This window comes from Streptomyces sp. NPDC055400, assembly GCF_053644375.1.
The window spans coordinates 230632-244626 of the sequence record NZ_JBSHLM010000008.1 but is presented as its reverse complement, the minus strand read 5'-3'; the positions used below and the strand labels follow the sequence as shown (position 1 = coordinate 244626).

Sequence of the window (13995 nt, the reverse complement as noted above, 5' to 3'; positions counted from 1 at the left end):
TGGGGAGAGGGATGGCGCATACAGGAAACCCCGGCGAGAGAGGCCGAAGGCCAATTCATGACCATGACTGATCCGATCGCGGACATGCTGACTCGTCTGCGTAACGCGAACTCGGCGTACCACGACACCGTGGCGATGCCGCACAGCAAGATCAAGTCTCACATCGCGGAGATCCTCCAGCAGGAGGGCTTCATCACGGGCTGGAAGACCGAGGACGCCGAGGTCGGCAAGAACCTCGTCCTCGAGCTCAAGTTCGGCCCGAACCGTGAGCGCTCCATCGCGGGCATCAAGCGGATCTCCAAGCCCGGTCTCCGGGTTTACGCGAAGTCCACCAACCTGCCGAAGGTCCTCGGCGGCCTCGGCGTGGCGATCATCTCCACGTCGCACGGTCTCCTGACCGGCCAGCAGGCAGGCAAGAAGGGCGTAGGTGGGGAAGTCCTCGCCTACGTCTGGTAGTCGGGAACGGAGGAATAGCTAATGTCGCGTATTGGCAAGCTCCCCATCACGGTTCCCGCCGGCGTGGACGTCACCATCGACGGTCGTACGGTCTCGGTTAAGGGCCCCAAGGGTGCCCTCAGCCACACGATCGTCGCTCCGATCGTCATCACGAAGGACGAGGACGGCGTGCTGAACGTCGCCCGCCCCAATGATGAGCGTCAGAACAAGGCTCTGCACGGCCTGTCCCGCACGCTGGTGGCCAACATGATCACCGGCGTGACCGAGGGTTACGTGAAGAAGCTCGAGATCAGCGGTGTCGGTTACCGCGTCCTGGCGAAGGGCTCCAACCTGGAGTTCTCGCTCGGCTACAGCCACCCGATCCTGATCGAGGCGCCCGAGGGCATCTCCTTCAAGGTCGAGTCGCCGACCAAGTTCTCGGTCGAGGGCATCGACAAGCAGAAGGTCGGCGAGGTTGCGGCCAACATCCGCAAGCTGCGCAAGCCCGACCCGTACAAGGCCAAGGGCGTCAAGTACGAAGGCGAAGTCATCCGCCGCAAGGTCGGAAAGGCGGGTAAGTAAGCCATGGCATACGGTGTCAAGATTGCTAAGGGCGACGCTTACAAGCGTGCTGCCATCAAGCGCCGTCACATTCGTATCCGTAAGCACATCTCGGGTACGGCCGAGCGCCCGCGCTTGGTCGTGACGCGTTCGAACCGCCACATCGTGGCCCAGGTCATCGACGACGTTAAGGGTCACACCCTCGCGTCGGCGTCGACCCTGGACACCTCGATCCGTGGTGCTGAGGCCGACAAGTCCGCGCAGGCCGTCAAGGTCGGCGCCCTGGTCGCCGAGCGCGCCAAGGCCGCGGGCGTCGAGGCTGTCGTGTTCGACCGTGGTGGTAACCAGTACGCCGGGCGCATCGCCGCTCTGGCGGACGCCGCCCGCGAAGCCGGTCTGAAGTTCTGATCCGGTTCCGTAGCTAGCGGAAAACGAAGAGAGGTAATTCCAATGGCTGGACCCCAGCGCCGCGGAAGCGGTGCCGGTGGCGGCGAGCGGCGGGACCGGAAGGGTCGCGACGGTGGCGCTGCTGCCGCCGAGAAGACCGCATACGTTGAGCGCGTTGTCGCGATCAACCGTGTCGCCAAGGTTGTCAAGGGTGGCCGTCGCTTCAGCTTCACTGCGCTCGTCGTGGTGGGCGATGGCGATGGCACGGTAGGCGTCGGTTACGGCAAGGCCAAGGAGGTGCCGGCCGCCATCGCCAAGGGTGTTGAGGAGGCCAAGAAGCACTTCTTCAAGGTCCCCCGTATCCAGGGCACCATCCCGCACCCGATCACGGGCGAGAAGGCTGCGGGCGTCGTCCTGCTCAAGCCGGCTGCTCCCGGTACCGGCGTTATCGCCGGTGGCCCGGTGCGCGCCGTGCTCGAGTGCGCCGGCGTTCACGACATCCTGTCGAAGTCTCTCGGCTCGTCGAACGCGATCAACATCGTGCACGCGACCGTGGAGGCCCTCAAGGGCCTGCAGCGTCCCGAGGAGATCGCGGCTCGCCGTGGTCTGCCCCTCGAGGACGTCGCCCCCGCGGCTCTGCTTCGTGCACGTGCGGGAGCGGGTGCGTAATGGCTCGCCTCAAGATCACGCAGACGAAGTCGTACATCGGCAGCAAGCAGAACCACCGCGACACCCTGCGTTCGCTCGGGCTCAAGCGCCTGAACGACGTGGTCGTCAAGGAGGATCGTCCCGAGTTCCGCGGCATGGCTAACACCGTGCGGCACCTCGTGACGGTCGAGGAGGTCGACTGATCATGGCGGAGAACAACCCGCTCAAGATCCACAACCTCCGTCCCGCCCCGGGCGCCAAGACCGCGAAGACCCGTGTGGGTCGCGGTGAGGCGTCGAAGGGTAAGACGGCCGGTCGTGGTACCAAGGGCACGAAGGCCCGTTACCAGGTTCCGGAGCGCTTCGAGGGTGGCCAGATGCCCCTCCACATGCGTCTCCCGAAGCTCAAGGGCTTCAAGAACCCGTTCAAGACCGAGTTCCAGGTCGTGAACCTCGACAAGCTGAGCGCGCTGTACCCGGAAGGTGGCGAGGTCACCGTTGAGGGTCTCGTCGCCAAGGGTGCCGTTCGCAAGAACAGCCTCGTCAAGGTGCTCGGCCAGGGTGAGCTCACCGTGGCGCTGCAGGTGACGGTTGACGCCGTCTCCAACTCCGCCAAGGAGAAGATCACCGCCGCCGGCGGTACCGTCACCGAGCTCGTCTGACCTTTTCAGACGTCTCGATGACATGAGCGATTCCCGACCGGGGATGCCCCACATTTGGGGCATCCCCGGTTGGTCGTTCCAAGGGGGGCATGGTCGCCGGTATGGTGGCCTGCACTGTGCTGTATCCGTCTGGGGCTGACGCCCCGGGCCGGGCGGTGTGTCCTGAAGGCGACAAGTCTGAGGGATCTTCACCCGGTGCTTGACTGTTACGCATTCCTTCACTCATCGAACCTCAAGACCGTCACCTCTGACGCACGTGCGCGGGGGTCGCAGGAGGCACCGTGCTCACCGCGTTCGCCCGGGCGTTCAAGACGCCCGACCTGCGCAAGAAGCTGCTCTTCACGCTCGGCATCATCGTGGTCTACCGCATCGGTACGCATGTACCGATCCCGGGAGTCAGCTACTCGAACGTCCAGACATGCGTGGACGCGAACAAAGGCACGCAGGGGCTGTTCGGTCTCGTCAACATGTTCAGTGGTGGCGCGCTCCTGCAGATCACGATCTTCGCGCTCGGCATCATGCCGTACATCACCGCGAGCATCATCCTTCAGCTGCTCACTGTCGTGATCCCGCGGCTCGAGGCCCTGAAGAAGGAGGGTCAGGCGGGTACGGCGAAGATCACGCAGTACACCCGTTACCTGACCGTGGCGCTCGCCATCCTCCAGGGCACCGGCCTCGTCGCGACGGCTCGCAGCGGCGCCCTCTTCCAGGGCTGCCCCGTCGCGAACCAGATCGTCCCGGACCAGTCGATCTTCGTGACGATCACGATGGTCATCACGATGACCGCCGGTACCGCCATCGTCATGTGGCTGGGTGAGCTCATCACCGACCGCGGCATCGGCAACGGCATGTCGATCCTGATGTTCATCTCGATCGCCGCCACCTTCCCGAGCGCCCTGTGGACCATCAAGACGACCGGTGACCTCGCCGGCGGCTGGATCGAGTTCGGCGCCGTGATCCTGGTGGGCCTCGTGATGGTCGGCCTGGTGGTGTTCGTCGAGCAGGCGCAGCGCCGCATTCCTGTCCAATATGCGAAGCGCATGATCGGTCGCCGGTCTTACGGCGGTACGTCCACCTACATCCCGCTGAAGGTCAATCAGGCGGGTGTGATCCCTGTCATCTTCGCCTCGTCGCTGCTCTACATCCCGGCCCTCGTCGCGCAGTTCGCGGGAGGCAATTCCGGGTGGAAGACCTGGATCAACGACCATCTGACCAAGGGAAATCACCCCTATTACATCGTTTCGTACTTCCTTCTGATCGTTTTCTTCGCGTTCTTCTACGTGGCGATCTCGTTCAACCCCGAGGAAGTCGCGGACAACATGAAGAAGTATGGTGGCTTCATCCCGGGCATCCGGGCCGGCCGGCCGACCGCTGAGTACCTGAGCTACGTACTCAACCGGATCACGTGGCCGGGTTCGCTGTATCTGGGTCTGATCGCTCTCGTACCAACGATGGCGTTGGTTGGCTTCGGGGCAAGCCAGAACTTCCCGTTCGGCGGGACCAGCATCCTCATCATCGTGGGTGTCGGTCTGGAAACGGTGAAGCAGATCGAGAGCCAGCTTCAGCAGCGCAATTACGAAGGGTTCCTCCGCTGATGCGTATCGTCCTCGTCGGGCCGCCCGGTGCGGGCAAGGGAACGCAGGCCGCGTTCCTTGCCAAGAACCTGTCGATTCCGCACATCTCCACGGGCGACCTCTTCCGTGCCAACATCAGCCAGGGCACGGAGCTGGGCAAGCAGGCAAAGGCGTACATGGACGCCGGCAACCTGGTTCCTGACGAGGTCACCATCGGGATGGCCAAGGACCGCATGGAGCAGCCGGACGCCGTGAACGGCTTCCTGCTCGACGGCTTCCCTCGCAACGTCTCGCAGGCCGAGGCGCTCGACGTCGCCCTCAAGGCGGACGAAGTGAAGCTCGACGCGGTCCTGGACCTCGAGGTCCCCGAGGACGAGGTGGTCAAGCGCATCGCCGGCCGCCGCATCTGCCGCAAGGACTCCGCGCACGTCTTCCACGTGTCGTACAAGCAGCCGAAGCAGGAAGGCGTCTGTGACGTCTGCGGCGGCGAGCTGTACCAGCGCGAGGACGACAGCGAGGACACCGTTCGCAAGCGGCTCGAGGTCTACCACACGCAGACCGAGCCGATCATCGACTACTACCGGGCCCAGGGCCTGGTGCGGACGATCTCGGCGCTCGGCAAGGTCGACGAGGTGACCGCGCGGGCCATGGAGGCCCTCAAGCGCGACAAGTAAGCCGTTACGCTGCTCCGGCCGCGGTGCCCGTACAGGGTGCCGCGGCCGTAGTGTTGTGTAGGTAAACCCGTAGTACGGAAGACGGAGAGCGCAGGCCCCCATGGTGCAGATCAAGACCCCCGAGCAGATCGCCAAGATGCGTGAGGCGGGGCTGGTCGTCGCCGCGATCCACGCGGCGACGCGTGAGGCCGCGGTGCCCGGTGCCACCACCCGGGATCTGGACGAGGTCGCGCGCAAGGTGCTCGACGAGCACGGGGCCAAGTCGAACTTCCTCGGTTACGGGGGTTTCCCCGCGACCATCTGCACCTCGGTCAACGAGGTCGTCGTCCACGGCATCCCGGACGACAAGACCGTCCTCAAGGACGGCGACATCATCTCCATCGACTGCGGCGCGATCATCGACGGCTGGCACGGCGACGCCGCGTACACCGCGTTCGTCGGGACCGGCCACGCTCCGGAGCTGATCGAGCTCTCGCGGGTGACCGAGGAGTCGATGTGGGCCGGCATCGCCGCGATGAAGAACGGCAACCGGCTCGTCGACATCTCCCGCGCCATCGAGTCCTACATCCGCCGCCAGCCGAAGCCGGGCGGCGGCAAGTACGGCATCGTCGAGGACTACGGCGGCCACGGCATCGGCACCGAGATGCACATGGACCCGCACCTCCTGAACTACGTCGAGCGCCGCCGCGGCAAGGGCCCCAAGCTCGTCCCCGGCTTCTGCCTCGCGATCGAGCCGATGGTCTCCCTCGGCACCCCGCGCACCGAGGTCCTCGAGGACGACTGGACGGTCATCACCACGGATGGCACCTGGTCCTCGCACTGGGAGCACTCCATCGCGCTGACCGAACAGGGCCCGCTGGTCCTGACGGCGCCGGACGGCGGCAAGGCGAAGCTGGCCGAGCTGGGTGTCGTCGCAGCTCCGGACCCTCTTGCATAATGATCTTGAGTGTGGGGCAGACTTCCCCGATTCGTCTTTCCGGGGGCCCTGACGTAGACTGACTCGTCGGCTCTCGTGCACACGCATGCCTGCATGTACGTGTTGAGTCGATCAAGGTAGTCGATTCGAAGGGCAAAGCGTGGCCAAGAAGCAAGGTGCCATCGAGATCGAAGGCACTGTCGTCGAGTCTCTCCCGAACGCCATGTTCAAGGTGGAGCTCCAGAACGGCCACCAGGTCCTGGCTCACATCAGCGGCAAGATGCGTATGCACTACATCCGTATCCTCCCTGACGACCGGGTCGTGGTGGAGCTGTCTCCGTACGACCTGACGCGTGGCCGGATCGTCTACCGGTACAAGTAGATCTTGCCCGCACCCCGCCTCGCGCGGGGTGGTGGCACTGACCCGGAGAACCTCACCCAATGAAGGTCAAGCCGAGCGTCAAGAAGATCTGCGACAAGTGCAGGGTGATCCGCCGTCACGGCCGGGTCATGGTTATCTGCGACAACCCGCGCCACAAGCAGCGCCAGGGCTGACGCACGACTGCAGTTCGCAGATTTTCGCGCGACGCAAGTAAGCATATTTGCAGGACCCGTCCCTCTTCAGATCCATCGGTAATGGAGGGCGACACCCCCGGTCGGAGGCCGGGGACCCAGGATGTACCTCGTACGGCACCTGGGAACGGTTCTGCTGAAGACCTCCGAGAATCAACAGGAGCCTTGAATGGCACGCCTTGAAGGCGTTGACCTCCCGCGCGACAAGCGCGTAGAGGTTGCCCTCACCTACGTGTTCGGCATTGGCCGCACGCTGTCCCAGCAGACGCTGGACGCCACCGGTGTGGACCGCAACACCCGCGTTCGTGATCTGTCCGAAGAGGACCTGATCAAGATCCGCGAGTACGTGGACGCGAACATCCAGACCGAGGGTGACCTCCGTCGCGAGATCCAGGCCGACATCCGCCGCAAGGTCGAGATCGGCTGCTACCAGGGTCTTCGCCACCGTCGTGGCCTGCCCGTCCGCGGTCAGCGCACCAGCACGAACGCTCGTACCCGCAAGGGCCCGCGTCGCGCCATCGCCGGTAAGAAGAAGCCGGGCAAGAAGTAGTCCTCGCTCAGCGGTCTATCGACAGCTGTCGCTGCAGGACCGACCACCTCCCGTAGGAGTAATAGATGCCCCCCAAGGGTCGTCAGGGCGCTGCCAAGAAGGTGCGCCGCAAGGAAAAGAAGAACGTCGCTCACGGGCACGCTCACATCAAGAGCACGTTCAACAACACGATCGTGTCCATCACGGACCCGACCGGCAACGTGATCTCCTGGGCCTCCGCCGGCCACGTCGGCTTCAAGGGCTCGCGCAAGTCCACTCCGTTCGCCGCGCAGATGGCCGCCGAGTCGGCCGCGCGTCGCGCCCAGGAGCACGGCATGCGCAAGGTTGACGTCTTCGTCAAGGGCCCGGGCTCCGGCCGCGAGACCGCGATCCGCTCCCTCCAGGCCACGGGCCTCGAGGTCGGTTCGATCCAGGACGTCACGCCGACCCCGCACAACGGCTGCCGTCCGCCCAAGCGTCGCCGCGTCTGACCTGACGTACGACTGCTTGGTCTGAGGTTTTCGGGCGGTACGGCTCTTAGGGGCCGTATCGCCCGTACCCTTGTTACTGCATCAACACCGGGCCACCACCCGGTGGCATCAGGGCATCAAATAGTGGGTGCCCCTGACTGAAGGATTCCTTCATGCTTATTGCTCAGCGCCCGTCGCTGACCGAAGAGGTCGTCGACGAGTTCCGCTCCCGGTTCGTGATCGAGCCGCTGGAGCCGGGCTTCGGTTACACCCTCGGCAACTCGCTTCGCCGCACCCTCCTGTCGTCGATCCCCGGCGCTGCTGTCACCAGCATCCGTATCGACGGTGTCCTGCACGAGTTCACCACCGTGCCGGGCGTCAAGGAAGACGTCACCGACCTCATCCTGAACATCAAGCAGCTGGTCGTCTCCTCGGAGCACGACGAGCCGGTCGTGATGTACCTGCGCAAGCAGGGCCCGGGTCTGGTCACCGCCGCCGACATCGCGCCCCCGGCCGGTGTCGAGGTGCACAACCCCGACCTCGTCCTCGCCACGCTCAACGGCAAGGGCAAGCTGGAGATGGAGCTGACCGTCGAGCGCGGTCGCGGCTACGTCTCCGCCGTCCAGAACAAGCAGGTCGGTCAGGAGATCGGGCGCATCCCGGTCGACTCGATCTACTCGCCGGTCCTGAAGGTCACGTACAAGGTCGAGGCGACCCGTGTCGAGCAGCGCACCGACTTCGACAAGCTGATCGTCGACGTCGAGACGAAGCAGGCCATGCGTCCGCGTGACGCCATGGCGTCGGCCGGTAAGACCCTGGTCGAGCTGTTCGGTCTCGCCCGCGAGCTGAACATCGACGCCGAGGGCATCGACATGGGCCCGTCCCCCACGGACGCCGCCCTGGCCGCCGATCTGGCGCTGCCGATCGAGGAGCTCGAGCTCACCGTCCGTTCGTACAACTGCCTCAAGCGCGAGGGCATCCACTCCGTGGGTGAGCTCGTCGCCCGCTCCGAGGCGGACCTGCTCGACATCCGCAACTTCGGTGCGAAGTCGATCGACGAGGTCAAGGCGAAGCTGGCCGGCATGGGTCTTGCGCTCAAGGACTCGCCTCCCGGCTTCGACCCGACCGCTGCCGCCGACGCCTTCGGCGCCGACGACGACGCGGACGCCGGTTTCGTGGAGACCGAGCAGTACTAGGCGCTCCGCGAGGACGCCGGATTTTCGGCTGCGGGTCCGCTTCGGCTGGTCGCGCAGTTCCCCGCGCTCCTTACGGGGCGCGGGTCTCCGACGGGCATCCGCCCGCTCGGATACTGACCCTGGTACCTGATACGGCCGGGGCAGACACCTAGGAGATACACCATGCCGAAGCCCGCCAAGGGCGCCCGTCTGGGCGGCAGTGCTGCGCACGAGAAGCAGCTTCTCGCGAACCTCGCGAAGGCGCTCTTCGAGCACGGCAAGATCACGACGACCGAGGCCAAGGCCCGTCGTCTGCGTCCGTACGCGGAGCGCCTGGTCACCAAGGCGAAGAAGGGCGACCTTCACAACCGCCGTCAGGTGCTCACGGTCATCACGGACAAGAGCGTCGTCCACACGCTCTTCACCGAGATCGCCCCGCGCTACGAGAACCGTCCGGGTGGTTACACCCGTATCACCAAGATCGGTAACCGCCGCGGCGACAACGCGCCCATGGCTGTCATCGAGCTGGTCGAGGCGCTGACGGTTGCGCAGCAGGCCACTGGTGAGGCCGAGGCCGCCACCAAGCGTGCCGCCAAGGACGCCGAGGCTGCCGCTCCGGCCGCCGAGGTCGTCGAGGACGCCGCAGCGGTCGAGGCCGCTGAGCCCGCCGCGGACGCGGCTGGTGAGGACGTCAAGGACGCCTGAGGCTCTGCCTTGATGTGAGCGGGTCCGCCCTTCGGGGCGGGCCCGCTTTCGTATTGCCTTCGCCTGAGAGGATCTGTGTGTGAGTGACGAGGTAGAGCCCGGGTTCGTGCGGGTGCGGCTTGACGTGTCGTACGACGGCAAGGACTTCTCCGGGTGGGCGAAGCAGGCCAGCGGCCGGCGGACCGTGCAGGGGGAGATCGAGGACGCGCTGAGGACCGTGACCCGGTCCGCGCAGACGTACGAGCTGACCGTGGCCGGGCGGACCGACGCGGGGGTGCACGCGCGCGGGCAGGTCGCGCATGTCGATCTGCCGGAGGACGTCTGGGCCGAGCACCAGGACAAGCTGCTGCGCCGGCTCGCGGGGCGGCTGCCGCACGATGTGCGGGTGTGGAAGGTGGCCGAGGCGCCGAGCGGGTTCAACGCGCGGTTCGCCGCCGTGTGGCGCCGGTACGTGTACCGGGTGACCGACAACCCCGGTGGCGTCGATCCTCTGTTGCGCAGTCATGTCCTGTGGCACGACTGGGCGTTGGACATGGATGCCATGAACGCGGCCGCGGAGAAGCTGCTCGGGGAGCACGACTTCGCCGCCTACTGCAAGCGGCGCGAGGGTGCCACGACCATCCGTACGCTCCAGGAGCTGCGCTGGGAGCGGTCGCCCGACGGGATCCTCGAAGCGACCGTCCGGGCGGACGCGTTCTGCCACAACATGGTGCGCTCGCTGGTCGGCGCGATGCTGTTCGTCGGTGACGGGCACCGGCCGCCGGACTGGCCGGCGAAGGTGCTTGCCGCCGGTGTGCGGGACTCGGCGGTGCACGTGGTGCGGCCGCACGGCCTGACGCTGGAGGAAGTCGGTTACCCCGCCGACGAGTTGCTCGCGGCGCGCAGCCGGGAGGCGAGGAACAAGCGGACGCTGCCGGGGGCGCCCTTCTCGGAGCCGGGGTGCTGCTGAGCCCCTACTGGGGCGCCTCGGCCGCCGCCGAGGCCTGCGCCTCGCCGCGCCGGGTGATCTGCCGGAACGTGAACTCGGCGAGGTCGTCACCGGTGGTGAAGACCTCGCGGTCCTTGGTGGTGACGTCCCGGCCGCCGCTGGTGAACCCGGCGGTCGTGAAGTACGCGTAGCGGCCGTACGAGTTGGTGGTCGAGCGGCAGATCGTCGTACGGCAGAACGCGGGGACGCCCGAGCCGGACAGGGAGGTCACGGTGCCCTTGGTGTACTGGTTCTTGGCCTTCGTGGCCTGGGCCTCCGTGTCGAAGACGGCGACGCCGACGGTGACCGCCACGCCGTCCTTCGCGTAGGTGGCGCGGATCAGGCGCGTGCAGTCGTTGCCCGTCAGGACGCCGCCGAGCGCGCCCTGGGTGGCCGAGGCGCAGCTCTTCGTGCTGGCGGTCGCACCCTTCTTGTAGACGCGGTCGCTGACGGTCAGCTTGGTGCCGGGGAAGAGGGTGTCCGCGCTGAGCGGGGCCTTGTCCTTCTTGGCGCTGGAGATGAAGTCCTTGGGGTCGAGCGGGGGCGGCGGTGTGGTCTCGGCGAACGTCGGGTCCGCCGGCGACGTGTCGCTCGGGATGTCCGCGGTCGTGGGCAGCTGGTCGGCGGGCTTGTTCGAGGCCGAGCTGTTGCCGTTGGCGGAGACGATCGCGAACGCGACGGCCGAGCCGACGGCGACCGTGGCGAGCGCGCCACCGCCGATCATCAGCCAGCGGCGGCGCCGCTGGCGTGCCTCGGACGCTTCGGCGAGTGCCGCCCAGTCCGGTCCCTGTGAACCACCACTGCCCCCGGGACCCCACTGGGGTCCCCCCTGCCCAAAGCTCATGGGGCGCATCTTAGAGGGCGGCGGCGGGGGCGTGTGGTGCCGGTGCCGCCGAGGTGCGGTTACCCTGGACACGGCAGGGCCGCCCGGTGCGGTGGCGCCGGTGGTGTCGGTGTCCGGATCCGCGTTTTGACCCGTACGGGGAAGCGCGGGTATCCTGCCTATTCGTTGTGTGTATTGGCTTGCTCGCTCTCACGCGAGGGGCCATGCACAGGTTCCCTGGAGCAGTTACCAGTGGGCGGCATACGGGCGCTGAACCCGGCACTGTCGTCCCCAGCTGCACGATCGCTTCAGTGATGCCATTTTCAGCACCCATCCACTGAAGAAGAAGAAGGCTGCTAAGTGCGTACGTACAGCCCCAAGCCCGGCGACATTACTCGCCAGTGGTACGTCATCGACGCCCAGGATGTCGTCCTGGGTCGTCTGGCGACCACTGCCGCGAACATCCTGCGGGGCAAGCACAAGCCGATCTACGCCCCCCACGTCGACGCTGGTGACTTCGTCATCATCATCAACGCGGACAAGGTGCACCTCTCCGGCAACAAGAAGACCCAGAAGATGGCGTACCGCCACTCCGGTTACCCGGGCGGTCTGCGTTCGGTTCGTTACGACGAGCTGCTGGACAAGAACCCCGAGAAGGCCGTCGAGAAGGCCATCAAGGGCATGATCCCCAAGAACACCCTGGGCCGTCAGGTGCTCTCGAAGCTGAAGGTCTACTCGGGCGACCAGCACCCCCACGCTGCCCAGCAGCCGGTGCCGTTCGAGATCACCCAGGTCGCGCAGTAGTTCCGGCCACCCCCAAAGACGAAAAAGAATCTGAGGAGAATCGTGGCCGAGACCACCGTTGAGCAGCCGGTCGAAGAGACCGAGATTGTCGACGTCGAGCAGTACACCACCGAGTCCGAGGTCCCCGTCGAGGGCGAGTACACCTCGGAGTCGAACGCCGCGCGCTTCGGCGACCCGCAGCCGGCCGCCGGCCTGGGCCGTCGCAAGAACGCCATCGCGCGCGTCCGCATCGTGCCCGGCACCGGCAAGTGGAAGGTCAACGGGCGCACGCTCGAGGACTACTTCCCGAACAAGGTCCACCAGCAGGAAGTCAACGAGCCCTTCAAGGTGCTCGAGCTCGACAACCGCTACGACGTCATCGCCCGCATCTCGGGTGGCGGCGTCTCCGGTCAGGCCGGTGCGCTCCGTCTCGGTGTCGCCCGTGCGCTGAACGAGGCCGACGTCGACAACAACCGCGGCGCCCTCAAGAAGGCCGGTTACCTCAAGCGTGACGACCGTGCGGTCGAGCGCAAGAAGGCCGGTCTCAAGAAGGCCCGTAAGGCCCCGCAGTACAGCAAGCGCTAAATCGCTGCTGCTCGTTCGTTTCGTTCGCCCCGGCGGCACGCTGTGTGCCGCCGGGGCGTTCGTCTATAGCGGCGCTGGGCGTATAACGGCACAAGGTGCTCACAAGTTTGCATGCTCGGATGATTTCCGACGCTCTTCGAGAATTGCGAAAGTTCGGAGGACACCAGTGGGACGACTGTTCGGCACGGACGGCGTACGAGGTGTCGCCAACGCGGATCTGACGGCCGAGCTCGCGCTCGGACTCTCCGTGGCGGCGGCTCATGTACTCGGCGAGGCGGGGACGTTCGAGGGGCACCGTCCGGTGGCCGTGGTCGGTCGTGACCCGCGGGCCTCGGGCGAGTTCCTGGAGGCCGCGGTCGTCGCGGGTCTGGCGAGCGCGGGCGTCGACGTCCTGCGGGTCGGCGTGCTGCCCACCCCCGCGGTGGCGCATCTCACCGGCGCGCTGGGCGCCGACCTCGGCGTGATGCTGTCCGCCAGTCACAACGCGATGCCGGACAACGGCATCAAGTTCTTCGCGCGCGGCGGCCACAAGCTCGCCGACGAGCTGGAGGACCGGATCGAGCAGGTCTATGAGCAGCACCGCACCGGTGCGCCGTGGGACCGCCCGACCGGTGCCGGCGTCGGCCGCGTGAACTCGTACGACGAGGGGGCCGACCAGTACGTCGCCCACCTCATCGGTGTCCTGCCCAACCGCCTCGACGGCCTGCGGATCGTCCTGGACGAGGCGCACGGCGCGGCGGCGCGGGTCTCGCCCGAGGCGTTCGCGCGGGCCGGCGCCGAGATCGTCACGATCGGCGCCGACCCGGACGGCCTGAACATCAATGACGGCTGCGGCTCCACCCACCTCGACCTGCTGAAGGCCGCCGTCGTCGAGCACGGCGCCGACCTCGGCATCGCGCACGACGGTGACGCCGACCGCTGCCTGGCCGTCGACCACACGGGCGCCGAGATCGACGGGGACCAGATCCTCGCCGTGCTCGCCCTGTCGATGCGGGAGCACGGCGGCCTGCGCCAGGACACCGTTGTCGCGACCGTCATGTCGAACCTCGGCTTCAAGCTGGCCATGGAGCGCGAGGGCATCGAGTTCGTGGCGACCGGCGTCGGCGACCGGTACGTCCTGGAGTCGATGAAGGAGCACGGCTTCGCGCTCGGTGGCGAGCAGTCCGGGCACGTGATCATCCTCGACCACGCGACGACCGGCGACGGCACGCTCACGGGTCTGCTGCTCGCGGCCCGCGTCGCCCAGACCGGCCGCACCCTCCAGGACCTCGCCTCCGTCATGGAGCGCCTCCCGCAGGTCCTGGTCAATGTGCGCGACGTCGACAAGTCCCGTGTCACGACGTCCGCCGAGCTGGCCGCCGCCGTCACCGACGCCGAGCGCGAGCTGGGCGCCACGGGCCGGGTGCTGCTGCGCTCGTCCGGCACGGAGCCGCTGGTCCGCGTCATGGTCGAGGCCGCCGACATCGAGCAGGCCCGCTCGATCGCAGGCCGCCTCGCCGATGTCGTCAAGTCCACGCTCGGCTGAGGCA

The 13995-nt window shown here is 66.6% G+C and carries 20 protein-coding genes; 19 read left to right on the top strand and 1 reads right to left on the bottom strand.

The window, feature by feature from the left end:
* The first annotated feature begins 57 nt into the window (after positions 1-57).
* The 16 genes from rpsH (at position 58) to truA (ending at position 10257) form a co-directional block, all read left to right on the top strand.
* A complete protein-coding gene (rpsH, locus tag ACWIGU_RS22570; protein ID WP_030221010.1) occupies positions 58-456 on the top strand; it encodes a 30S ribosomal protein S8 in 399 nt (132 codons plus the stop codon).
* 21 nt (positions 457-477) lie between these two features.
* Positions 478-1017, top strand: a complete 540-nt coding sequence (rplF, locus tag ACWIGU_RS22565; RefSeq protein WP_383989341.1) for a 50S ribosomal protein L6 — start codon at positions 478-480, stop codon at positions 1015-1017.
* 3 nt (positions 1018-1020) lie between these two features.
* On the top strand, positions 1021-1404 hold the full coding sequence (gene rplR / locus ACWIGU_RS22560) for a 50S ribosomal protein L18 (RefSeq protein WP_356279221.1): 384 nt from the start codon (positions 1021-1023) through the stop codon (positions 1402-1404).
* Between the two features lie 42 nt (positions 1405-1446).
* On the top strand, positions 1447-2052 hold the full coding sequence (rpsE, locus tag ACWIGU_RS22555) for a 30S ribosomal protein S5 (RefSeq protein ID WP_116511048.1): 606 nt from the start codon (positions 1447-1449) through the stop codon (positions 2050-2052).
* A complete protein-coding gene (gene rpmD / locus ACWIGU_RS22550; protein WP_041985698.1) occupies positions 2052-2234 on the top strand; it encodes a 50S ribosomal protein L30 in 183 nt (60 codons plus the stop codon). The genes rpsE and rpmD overlap by 1 nt, the downstream gene beginning before the upstream one ends.
* A 2-nt stretch (positions 2235-2236) precedes the next feature.
* On the top strand, positions 2237-2692 hold the full coding sequence (rplO, locus tag ACWIGU_RS22545) for a 50S ribosomal protein L15 (protein WP_100594874.1): 456 nt from the start codon (positions 2237-2239) through the stop codon (positions 2690-2692).
* Between the two features lie 281 nt (positions 2693-2973).
* Entirely contained in the window at positions 2974-4287 is a 1314-nt protein-coding gene (secY, locus tag ACWIGU_RS22540) for a preprotein translocase subunit SecY (protein ID WP_454403423.1), read from the top strand.
* Complete coding sequence (locus ACWIGU_RS22535; RefSeq protein ID WP_356279231.1) at positions 4287-4940, top strand: adenylate kinase; 654 nt, start codon at positions 4287-4289, stop codon at positions 4938-4940. Before secY ends, ACWIGU_RS22535 begins: the two co-directional genes overlap by 1 nt.
* Before the next feature lie 100 nt (positions 4941-5040).
* Complete coding sequence (gene map, locus ACWIGU_RS22530) at positions 5041-5877, top strand: type I methionyl aminopeptidase (RefSeq protein ID WP_356279235.1); 837 nt, start codon at positions 5041-5043, stop codon at positions 5875-5877.
* A gap of 139 nt (positions 5878-6016) precedes the next feature.
* On the top strand, positions 6017-6238 hold the full coding sequence (gene infA, locus ACWIGU_RS22525) for a translation initiation factor IF-1 (protein WP_003948620.1): 222 nt from the start codon (positions 6017-6019) through the stop codon (positions 6236-6238).
* 59 nt (positions 6239-6297) lie between these two features.
* Positions 6298-6411, top strand: coding sequence for a 50S ribosomal protein L36 (gene rpmJ, locus ACWIGU_RS22520; protein ID WP_003974245.1), 114 nt, complete (start codon positions 6298-6300; stop codon positions 6409-6411).
* A gap of 187 nt (positions 6412-6598) precedes the next feature.
* The gene (gene rpsM / locus ACWIGU_RS22515; RefSeq protein WP_116511038.1) at positions 6599-6979 is read left to right on the top strand and encodes a 30S ribosomal protein S13; all 381 of its coding nucleotides are present in this window, start codon (positions 6599-6601) and stop codon (positions 6977-6979) included.
* A gap of 65 nt (positions 6980-7044) precedes the next feature.
* A complete protein-coding gene (gene rpsK, locus ACWIGU_RS22510; protein WP_003948617.1) occupies positions 7045-7449 on the top strand; it encodes a 30S ribosomal protein S11 in 405 nt (134 codons plus the stop codon).
* A gap of 152 nt (positions 7450-7601) precedes the next feature.
* Entirely contained in the window at positions 7602-8624 is a 1023-nt protein-coding gene (locus ACWIGU_RS22505) for a DNA-directed RNA polymerase subunit alpha (protein WP_003966937.1), read from the top strand.
* Positions 8625-8786: 162 nt separating this feature from the next.
* Positions 8787-9308: a 50S ribosomal protein L17 gene (gene rplQ, locus ACWIGU_RS22500; RefSeq protein WP_454403420.1), complete on the top strand. Its 522-nt coding sequence runs from the start codon at positions 8787-8789 to the stop codon at positions 9306-9308.
* A gap of 79 nt (positions 9309-9387) precedes the next feature.
* Positions 9388-10257, top strand: a complete 870-nt coding sequence (gene truA / locus ACWIGU_RS22495; protein WP_356291514.1) for a tRNA pseudouridine(38-40) synthase TruA — start codon at positions 9388-9390, stop codon at positions 10255-10257.
* A 4-nt stretch (positions 10258-10261) separates the two neighbouring features.
* Here the strand turns inward: truA and ACWIGU_RS22490 are convergent, their stop codons facing one another.
* Positions 10262-11119 (bottom strand): hypothetical protein, encoded by an 858-nt coding sequence (locus tag ACWIGU_RS22490; protein WP_454403418.1) that lies wholly within the window; start codon positions 11117-11119, stop codon positions 10262-10264.
* Positions 11120-11458: 339 nt separating this feature from the next.
* Between ACWIGU_RS22490 and rplM the strand changes: the two genes are divergently transcribed.
* From rplM to glmM, 3 genes are all read left to right on the top strand, one after another.
* Positions 11459-11902, top strand: a complete 444-nt coding sequence (rplM, locus tag ACWIGU_RS22485) for a 50S ribosomal protein L13 (protein WP_100594865.1) — start codon at positions 11459-11461, stop codon at positions 11900-11902.
* Positions 11903-11944: 42 nt separating this feature from the next.
* A complete protein-coding gene (gene rpsI / locus ACWIGU_RS22480) occupies positions 11945-12466 on the top strand; it encodes a 30S ribosomal protein S9 (protein ID WP_100594864.1) in 522 nt (173 codons plus the stop codon).
* Between the two features lie 166 nt (positions 12467-12632).
* Complete coding sequence (glmM, locus tag ACWIGU_RS22475; RefSeq protein ID WP_454403415.1) at positions 12633-13991, top strand: phosphoglucosamine mutase; 1359 nt, start codon at positions 12633-12635, stop codon at positions 13989-13991.
* Positions 13992-13995 lie beyond the last annotated feature (4 nt).

What these genes read in the sequence shown, in the direction of transcription:
- rpsH (WP_030221010.1), top strand. Translation starts at nt 58, where the DNA reads ATGACCATGACTGATCCGATCGCGGACATGCTGACTCGTCTGCGTAAC.
- rplF (WP_383989341.1), top strand. Translation starts at nt 478, where the DNA reads ATGTCGCGTATTGGCAAGCTCCCCATCACGGTTCCCGCCGGCGTGGAC.
- rplR (WP_356279221.1), top strand. Translation starts at nt 1,021, where the DNA reads ATGGCATACGGTGTCAAGATTGCTAAGGGCGACGCTTACAAGCGTGCT.
- rpsE (WP_116511048.1), top strand. Translation starts at nt 1,447, where the DNA reads ATGGCTGGACCCCAGCGCCGCGGAAGCGGTGCCGGTGGCGGCGAGCGG.
- rpmD (WP_041985698.1), top strand. Translation starts at nt 2,052, where the DNA reads ATGGCTCGCCTCAAGATCACGCAGACGAAGTCGTACATCGGCAGCAAG.
- rplO (WP_100594874.1), top strand. Translation starts at nt 2,237, where the DNA reads ATGGCGGAGAACAACCCGCTCAAGATCCACAACCTCCGTCCCGCCCCG.
- ACWIGU_RS22535 (WP_356279231.1), top strand. Translation starts at nt 4,287, where the DNA reads ATGCGTATCGTCCTCGTCGGGCCGCCCGGTGCGGGCAAGGGAACGCAG.
- map (WP_356279235.1), top strand. Translation starts at nt 5,041, where the DNA reads ATGGTGCAGATCAAGACCCCCGAGCAGATCGCCAAGATGCGTGAGGCG.
- rpmJ (WP_003974245.1), top strand. Translation starts at nt 6,298, where the DNA reads ATGAAGGTCAAGCCGAGCGTCAAGAAGATCTGCGACAAGTGCAGGGTG.
- rpsM (WP_116511038.1), top strand. Translation starts at nt 6,599, where the DNA reads ATGGCACGCCTTGAAGGCGTTGACCTCCCGCGCGACAAGCGCGTAGAG.
- rpsK (WP_003948617.1), top strand. Translation starts at nt 7,045, where the DNA reads ATGCCCCCCAAGGGTCGTCAGGGCGCTGCCAAGAAGGTGCGCCGCAAG.
- ACWIGU_RS22505 (WP_003966937.1), top strand. Translation starts at nt 7,602, where the DNA reads ATGCTTATTGCTCAGCGCCCGTCGCTGACCGAAGAGGTCGTCGACGAG.
- rplQ (WP_454403420.1), top strand. Translation starts at nt 8,787, where the DNA reads ATGCCGAAGCCCGCCAAGGGCGCCCGTCTGGGCGGCAGTGCTGCGCAC.
- ACWIGU_RS22490 (WP_454403418.1), bottom strand. Translation starts at nt 11,119, where the DNA reads ATGAGCTTTGGGCAGGGGGGACCCCAGTGGGGTCCCGGGGGCAGTGGT.